Source organism: Janthinobacterium sp. JF4 (assembly GCF_059617925.1).
The window spans coordinates 1-7,143 of sequence record NZ_JCAQAV010000078.1 but is presented as its reverse complement, the minus strand read 5'-3'; the positions used below and the strand labels follow the sequence as shown (position 1 = coordinate 7,143).

12 protein-coding genes and 1 pseudogene are annotated in these 7,143 nt (G+C 61.5%); all 13 read right to left on the bottom strand.

What is annotated here, in order from left to right; all coding sequences use genetic code 11:
- Nucleotides 1-181 (bottom strand): annotated as a pseudogene (locus AC54AF_RS26655) (baseplate assembly protein); the annotation flags it as partial.
- Nucleotides 178-522, bottom strand: a complete 345-nt coding sequence (locus AC54AF_RS26650) for a GPW/gp25 family protein (protein ID WP_496638991.1) — start codon at nucleotides 520-522, stop codon at nucleotides 178-180. The gene AC54AF_RS26650 and the pseudogene AC54AF_RS26655, both read right to left, overlap by 4 nt.
- Nucleotides 519-1,190, bottom strand: a complete 672-nt coding sequence (locus AC54AF_RS26645) for a phage baseplate assembly protein V (RefSeq protein WP_496638990.1) — start codon at nucleotides 1,188-1,190, stop codon at nucleotides 519-521. The genes AC54AF_RS26650 and AC54AF_RS26645 overlap by 4 nt, the downstream gene beginning before the upstream one ends.
- Nucleotides 1,191-1,294: 104 nt before the next feature.
- Nucleotides 1,295-2,296 carry a DUF4917 family protein gene (locus tag AC54AF_RS26640; protein WP_496638989.1) on the bottom strand — a complete coding sequence of 334 codons (1,002 nt, stop codon included), beginning with the start codon at nucleotides 2,294-2,296 and terminating at the stop codon, nucleotides 1,295-1,297.
- A 69-nt stretch (nucleotides 2,297-2,365) separates the two neighbouring features.
- On the bottom strand, nucleotides 2,366-2,836 hold the full coding sequence (locus tag AC54AF_RS26635; protein ID WP_496638988.1) for a phage virion morphogenesis protein: 471 nt from the start codon (nucleotides 2,834-2,836) through the stop codon (nucleotides 2,366-2,368).
- Nucleotides 2,833-3,321, bottom strand: a complete 489-nt coding sequence (locus tag AC54AF_RS26630) for a phage tail protein (RefSeq protein WP_496638987.1) — start codon at nucleotides 3,319-3,321, stop codon at nucleotides 2,833-2,835. The genes AC54AF_RS26635 and AC54AF_RS26630 overlap by 4 nt, the downstream gene beginning before the upstream one ends.
- Nucleotides 3,305-3,817, bottom strand: coding sequence for a lysis system i-spanin subunit Rz (locus AC54AF_RS26625; protein ID WP_496638986.1), 513 nt, complete (start codon nucleotides 3,815-3,817; stop codon nucleotides 3,305-3,307). Before AC54AF_RS26625 ends, AC54AF_RS26630 begins: the two co-directional genes overlap by 17 nt.
- Nucleotides 3,814-4,374: a glycoside hydrolase family 108 protein gene (locus AC54AF_RS26620; protein WP_496638985.1), complete on the bottom strand. Its 561-nt coding sequence runs from the start codon at nucleotides 4,372-4,374 to the stop codon at nucleotides 3,814-3,816. The genes AC54AF_RS26625 and AC54AF_RS26620 overlap by 4 nt, the downstream gene beginning before the upstream one ends.
- On the bottom strand, nucleotides 4,374-4,745 hold the full coding sequence (locus AC54AF_RS26615; RefSeq protein WP_070224671.1) for a hypothetical protein: 372 nt from the start codon (nucleotides 4,743-4,745) through the stop codon (nucleotides 4,374-4,376). Before AC54AF_RS26615 ends, AC54AF_RS26620 begins: the two co-directional genes overlap by 1 nt.
- A 65-nt stretch (nucleotides 4,746-4,810) precedes the next feature.
- Nucleotides 4,811-5,020: a tail protein X gene (locus AC54AF_RS26610; protein ID WP_496638984.1), complete on the bottom strand. Its 210-nt coding sequence runs from the start codon at nucleotides 5,018-5,020 to the stop codon at nucleotides 4,811-4,813.
- On the bottom strand, nucleotides 5,020-5,523 hold the full coding sequence (locus tag AC54AF_RS26605; protein WP_496638983.1) for a head completion/stabilization protein: 504 nt from the start codon (nucleotides 5,521-5,523) through the stop codon (nucleotides 5,020-5,022). The genes AC54AF_RS26610 and AC54AF_RS26605 overlap by 1 nt, the downstream gene beginning before the upstream one ends.
- Nucleotides 5,524-5,618: 95 nt before the next feature.
- On the bottom strand, nucleotides 5,619-6,335 hold the full coding sequence (gpM, locus tag AC54AF_RS26600; protein WP_496638982.1) for a phage terminase small subunit: 717 nt from the start codon (nucleotides 6,333-6,335) through the stop codon (nucleotides 5,619-5,621).
- Nucleotides 6,335-7,143, bottom strand: an 809-nt coding sequence (locus AC54AF_RS26595) for a phage major capsid protein, P2 family (protein WP_496638981.1), incomplete at its 5' end; no start/stop codon positions are given. The genes gpM and AC54AF_RS26595, both read right to left, overlap by 1 nt.

Sequence of the window (7,143 nt, the reverse complement as noted above, 5' to 3'; positions counted from 1 at the left end):
CTTCCAGCAGCTTGGTGGCCGGTTCCGATTCCAGCTCCAGCAGGGCCGTGACGGCGGCGCGCTCGGCTTCCGGCAGCAGGCCCACCAGGTGGGCTTTGCGCGTGGTGAGGATGGCTTCGAAGTCCAGCACCTCGACCACGCTGGGGGCCGGCAATTGTGTCAGGTCGATGGGCGTGCTCATACGGCGCCGCCTTGCTTGACGGGTACGGCCATGGTGATGGCCTGGCCATTCGCCGTGCCATCGAGCAGCAGCGCGATGGCGCCGTCCGTGTCGCGCGTGAGCTGTACGCTGGACAGTTGCAAACGCGGCTCCCAGCGGCGCAGGGCAAAGGCGGTGGCGGCGTAGATGCGCAACTGCGTGGCGCTGTTCAGGGGCTGGTCGATCAGCTCGGGCACTTCGGAGCCATAGCGGCGGCGCCGGATGCGCGAACCCATCGGCGTGGTGATAATGTCGGCCACGGACTGACGCAGATGGTCCAGCCCCGTCAGGCTGCGCCCGGTGGCGGCGTGCATACCCATCATGGCAGCGGCCCGCCCGACTTGTCGCCGCCTTGCTTGACGCCGCCGTGCGGATGCTTGGCCAGGCTGACGGCGCCGGCCAGCACGTCCTCGCTGGCCTTGATCGTCCCTTGCACGGCCATGGCCACGCCGCCAGCGGCGCCAGCCCTGGCATTCACGCCGCCGTTCAGCGCGGTGGCGCCGTTGACGGTGGCCGATTGCATGACGATCAGGTTTTTCATGACGGTCAGGTCGCCCGTGCAAACGGTGCTGGGCGCGTTCGATGTGACCTTGTCGGCGGTGATGGTGGCGGTGCCGCCGGGGAGTAGTGCTGTCAGGGCGTGGGCCGCATGGTCGTACTGCACCACGGCGCCGTCGGGGTAGTGCGTGGTGTGGATGTTGTCGCTGGTTTCGGGCGCGTCAAACGCCTGCGAGTACAGCGCCGGCACGATGATGCCGCGTGTCAGGTCGCCCCCAGGGGAAAAGACGATTACTTGTTCGCCGACCGTCGGCGCCGACCAAGTGCGCGTGCTGCCGGCGCGCCGGGTAGCCCATTTCAGCCATTCAGTGGTGAGTGTCGGCCCAAGTCGCACGCGCGCCTTGGCCCCTTTGACCTCGGCAATGGTGCCCAGGCGGATCAGGTTTTGCAGCAAGCGGAGGAGGTCGGACTGGTCGGCGTTCATGCAGTGCATGTTGCCGAAGTCCGCGTGCGGATGCACGCGGGGGCGGGTTGATAAGGGGGTTAATGGCCAACGAAGTCTTATCTTTCCTTCGTTTTCCTACCAATGTTAAGTGCTTATTCGTTTTTCAGAGCAGCGCAACCTAATGGGTGGCTTGTAGAGTCAAAGAAGTAGAGCTCTTTATCGGGTAGCTCAACGCTAATTCTCGATTTGAAAAGAATTATTTCCTCAGGGGATTGATGTGGCCACACGCTGATTGCGATTGAATCAAGAGGTCCATCCCGTAGCGCATCGATGAGGTGTTGGTCGTAATCGGCATGAAGTGAGTGGCCAATTACAACCATATTTCCCTTGGTTTTTTGTAATTTTTCGAAAGAAAATCTCAGGTAATCGTTTCTCTTTATTCGTGACAGTTTTCTATCTGATGATCCTTCCGAAATGAATAGAGGGAAATGTTCTGGATGTGCTAGGTCGAACAAGTTTCCAAGTTTGTCAATTCCGTTAGCTGTGAGTTTTTTTGTTGTTCCATCTGGAAGTTCTACAAGGTGAATTGCACCATGGAGGTAAGAAATTACACATCGGTCAGCAATGACATCTGTATTTTTTGGATCAAATGTCGTTCCTTGCGACCAGAATAAATCTTTGAATCGCCAAAGATCAGCAGACATGATCGACCAATAAGGAATCAGGTCATAATTTGTAGTGAATATATTTTTGAATCCACGAAATGCTTCATTTATTTTTAGAACTTCAGTTTTTTCGTGTGGTACATGTGAATAGTTCACGGCAGCAGCAAGGGAATTCTTTGTTCCGGTGTATAGCTCGTCGATATCCTTTAATTGAGGGGAGCCTAGTTGTTGATCTACAAGTCGTGCATGATATAGAACTCTCAGAATATCTTCGAAATTCGTAGAGTCGAGGTGTTCGAACAACTTTACGCTTTTTTCGTCAAGAGGGGTAGTTACGTCCGCACTTTTTGCCACATCGTAGAGACTTCCGTAACCGAATTTCCCCCAAATATTCACACTAAAGCCGTTGCCAAGAAGAGCGGCGTTCCAAGATTTTGTCTCTATTTCCGACCAATTTATTAAGTGATGATCGACCTGTAGTTCTTTCATTTTGTGGCTTCTGAAGTAAATTTTGACTTTATCATGTCCATGTCGGATTTTGTGAAATACATGAAGCTATTAATTTAGTGACGCAATGTGATGAAGAATTGATCCCCGGATTATTGCTTTGTCTAACTCGTTCCATCCTAGTAGTGGACGAGCTTGGTACTTGTATATAGATCCACTTTTCGATATGCGTTCTGGCTGTCCAAACTGATGCACTCGCGCTACCCTCGCCACCCAGCCAAAGAATCCGACCTCGATCTGGTCGCCGGTCGCCTTCACCTTCAGGTGTCTTGTGGCGCGGATCTTGGCAAACATCGCCGCCTTCTGCCGCTTGATCCTCCCATTCTTTCCCTTGAATTCCTTGCGCCGCTTGCGCGCGGGATAGGCCGCGCCGTCCGGCCCCTGCTGCGCCTTGATGCGCTGCGCCTGGCTGCGGCGCAGGTCGATGGCCACCTTGTGATTGATGGCGCGGCGCTGGGCCGGCTGCAGCTTGTCCAGCAGGGCGCCGGCCCAGGCTTCCAGCGCGTGCAGGTCGTCGCTCATGCTGTCGCCTCGGGCGTGCGCCATTCGGCCAGCAGGGTCTCGCCGTCATACAGCTTCCAGAACTCGTCCGCATAGGCGGGCGTGTGCTGTATCTCGGCCAGGTGTTTGATGTCCAGGCGGCCCGCTTCGCCTGTCTTGACGGCCACGCGTTCGGTCAGGTCCAGCTTGATCGAGATATCGACCGTTTCGTGGTTGTTGAAGTCCACTTCGAAGGCGATGCCGTGCTTGCGCGTTTCCTCGTTGGCCATCAGGTCGAGCTGGTGGACTTTGAGCCAGGCGATCAGGGCCACCATGATAGCGTCGGCGTCGCCCGCATAATCGGTGACGATCAGGTTGAGTTTGAAGCGGTATTCGAAGGAGAGGGAGGCGGTGGCCGACGCCACCACGTTACCCTCGTCGGCGAAGACCAGCAGGCGGTCGGGATCGCGCTGCAGCTGGGGAATCGCGGCGGCCAGGTGTTGGCGCAGGCTATTCGGTTTGTACATGGTAGGTTTCGCGGATCAGGTTATAGGCGTCGATGCAGGCGTTCAGCTGGCGGGTGGCGTCGTCGCCGTCGCCGGCAATGGCGTCAAGAGCTGCCGCAGTCGCCGGGTCAAGTTCGGCGCGCGCTTCACGCCGATGGCCTGCGGCAGTGGTGGAATCTGCAACTGCGGCGCACTGGCCGCTGGCGACGGGGATTGACAGGCGCACAGCGCCGCTGCGCACATCATCGTTAAAACGGTCACGCTCAGTTTTCGCATGGGTTTGCTCTTCGGTGAGTTGGTCGGCGCGCTGTGCCAGGGCGGTGCCGGCGGCGCGCTCCAGCGTCAGCACGCGGGCCGTGGCCTGGGCCAGTTCGGTGGCGGCGGTGGTTTTGTTGGTGGCGGCCGCCCGCTGCAGTTCGGCGATGCTGGCGTCCTTGCGCCAGCCCTGCGCCGTCCAGCCCGCGATGGCGCCGCACAGTAGGCAGGCGGCCAGCGGGCGCCAGTTGGTTGTGGTCACATGGCCACCCGTTCCTTGATCCAGCCGAACAGAAAACGGCGCTGGGTCTTGTTCGCTTCCGTGATTTCCAGGTAGCGCGCCGCCTGCAGGCCGTTCAGGGCACGCAGCAGCACGGTGGCGCCGTCCTGGCCGCGCCATTTCAGGAAAGCGGCCAGCGCGCCCAGCGACTGCGCGCCCAGGCGACCATCGACAAAAAGGGCGGGGTAGCGGGCGCCCGTGTCGTTGAAACCGTTCAGCCAGCGCTGCAGGAACTCGGCTGCGCGGTGCGGCCCCATGTTCACGCCCGTGTCGATCAGCTCGGCGCCGATGCCGGCATGGGTGGCCAGCACCTGGTCAAACTTGGGTTCCGTGATGTAGCGCGCCGTGTAGATGGCGCGCGCCACAGCCTCGGGCAGATCGCGCATCGGTCCCGTGTAGCCGTTGGCGCGCGCCACCGCCACGGTGATGCCGAAGTTGGTTTCGCCGCCCTTGTCTTGCGGGTCGTTCACGTAGCCGCCTTCGGCGCGCAGGATGGCGTCGATGACGCGCGCGATTACGGGATTTTCCACGGTGGCCATCAATGTTCCTTCGCGTCTTTGACCAGCTCGGCGATGTCCTTGTCGCTACGGCGCTGGAACCACAGGGCCACGGCGCGCGATACCCACCAGCCGGGCGCGCCCACGATCAGGTCGATGGCGGAAGCGTTGACCATGGCGCCAATGGCAGGGAGCTGTGCGCACAGCAGCTGATATACGGTGCCGCCCAGGAGGCACGAGAACACGCCCGCGCAGGCCAGGCGGGCGACGAACTCGCCCTTGTTGAAGGTGCCGTCGGCATTCAAGGGCGGCAGCACGATGTAGAGCATGGCCGCGCCGACCATGCCCAGCGCCGCCTTGAAGCCGTACAGTTTGACCAGGGTGGCGAAACCACCAAACGATTCTGCGGACATTGCTTGATTCTCCGGGGTGAAGTTAGATAGATTTTTCATGAGGGTAAAAATGGTGGATTGCTGCGTTAATCCCATAGCTGCACGACGTCCGCGGCCTGGCCCATGCTGGGCGCCGGCTCGGGCAGGGTGACGACCAGGCCGGCGGGCAGCACGGCGCCGTGGCGCGCCAGCGCGGGATTTATTTCCAGGGTGTGCTCGACGTATCCCGCGCCGTCGCCCAGGTAGCGCCACACCAGGGCGTCTACCGTGTCGTGCTGCTGCGTGCGCACCTGCATCAGATCAATTCCACGGTCAGGTGCGTGCGGCCGACGATATCGGCGATGGCCCATTGCGCATTGCGCCGCTGCGCGCCGGGCGCCTCGTCGAGCCACTCCATGCTTTTCTTGTCGCTGACGGAAGTGGCCGTGCTGTCGTAGTCGCGGTAACGCTCGATCAGATCGGCTTTCGCCGTGCTGTAGACGGCGCGCCGGTACTGCGCCAGCAAGCGGGATTCGCGGTTGATGCGCGTGGCCGGCACGTCCACCAGGGCAATGAATCCTGCAGCAACCTGCTTGCCCTGCCAGTCGGCCAGCTCGCGGTTGACCTGCAGGATAGCGTCCACCACGGCTTGCACCAGGCGCGCATCGGTGACGGTGCCGTCCAGGCGCATGGCGTCGCGCATATCAGCCAGCGCAATATCGGGAAACCAGCCGTCGTTCTCGATGACGCCAGGGACAGACGCTGGCGGCGCGGGGGCGGTGCCGGGCGGGATGGACGGGGGCAGGGCCATGAAGGACATACGGGGCGCTTTCAAAAGGGGGCGGTGGACGGGGTTCATCAGGTCAAAGGGTTGGCCAGAATCCCCCCGTGCCGCCGTGCTGCGGGGGATGCTCTTTACGTGGAACCGGCCGTGCGCTTGAGGCGCCGCTCCAGCCGTTCCATATCTTTCTTGACGCCGCAGGACTCGGACAGGGCGCGCGCGCGCTTCAAGTGGCCCATGGCCGTTTCCGCTTGCGCCACCAGCGCCGGGGCGATGTCGGTGTCGTCCGCTTGGTCCAGCACGGCGATCATGGCCAGGCCGATGGCCTTGTGCAGCTTGGCCCGCGCCTGGTCGGGCGCGTCGCTGGCGGCCGTCAGTTGCTCGACGGTGCCCAACACCTGGGCCGCGTGCTGCGGATCGGCGGCCAGCTTGCCGTGCAAATAGCCTTCGGCGAATTCGTCCAGCATCAGGGTGGCGATGTCGCGGCTGTAGGTGTCGGGCAAGGTGAACTTGTGTTCCAGCGCATAGGCGGCCATGACCAGGGCGCGCTCGTACTCGCCTGTGTCGATGTGCCACACCAGCAGGGTGGCAAACACGTCATCCTGGGCGCCCTTGCCGCCGGCCAGCACGCCGTCAATCCACTGCGCATAGTCGGGCAGCAAGGTGGCCTTAACCTCGATCTTGCGTTCGACGGACTGAATGGATTTCAGGCGCCGCCGGTCATCGGACAGCTTGTAGAGCATCAGGTCGTAGGCCGTGCCGGTCGTGACGCCCAGCGGCGCGGCGGCGCCGGCCGTGCGCTCGGCCAGCATGCGCGCGCGGTGGCGCAGGGCGGGGGATTGGTTCGCCATTATTTGTCTTTCAGCTCGATGTTTTCCACCAGCGCGGCCAGGCCCAGGTCTTCGATCACGTAGGCGTCGTTCGACGACTCGTAATTCTCGATGCGGTCGCGCTTGGGCACGTCCTCGACGCGGCGGCGGCGCGCGCCTTCCTGGAAGTAGATCGACAGATTGTCGAAACGCGTGATGAGAATGGCGTTGTCAGGGAAGAACGGCACGCGCGCGGCCGGCAAGCCGCCAATGCGTTTCTGGCTGATGATGATGTCGGCCGCCAGGGTTTCCGTGGGCGCCTGCTTGGTGTTGACCAGTGGGAAATACTTATCGTTCAACAGCTTGCGCCCTACGATGGCCACCAGATTGGTGTCTTCCTGATACCAAGGGTCCAGCAGATTGACGGCATCGGTGACGGCCGCGTCCAGGTTGGCATAGTCGGCGCCGTCCACGTCGCCGATGATGACCTTGCCCGGCATGCCGTTGGCCACCAGGCCCAGCACGCGCTCGGGTGCCAGCTCGCGCAGGTGCTGCAGCCAGCCCTTGTTCACGTCCTGCAGCAGCGGATTGGCGTCCAGATCGGTGTCGGCCATGGCCTTGACGCCATTGAAACCGATGACGATGCGGTCGAGCGCCTGGCGCGTCAAAATGGCATTGGCCACGCGCGACTGGAAGTCGGGGAACTTGGCCCAGGCGTCGAGCTTGGCATAGTTCAGATGCGTGTCGAAGTTGGTCTGTTCGCAGCGGTACTTGGTGCCGTCCAGGGTGGACAGATCGCGCGTCTTGCGTTCCTTGTCCTTGGTGTTGGTGCGGCCGGCAATCGGGCCGG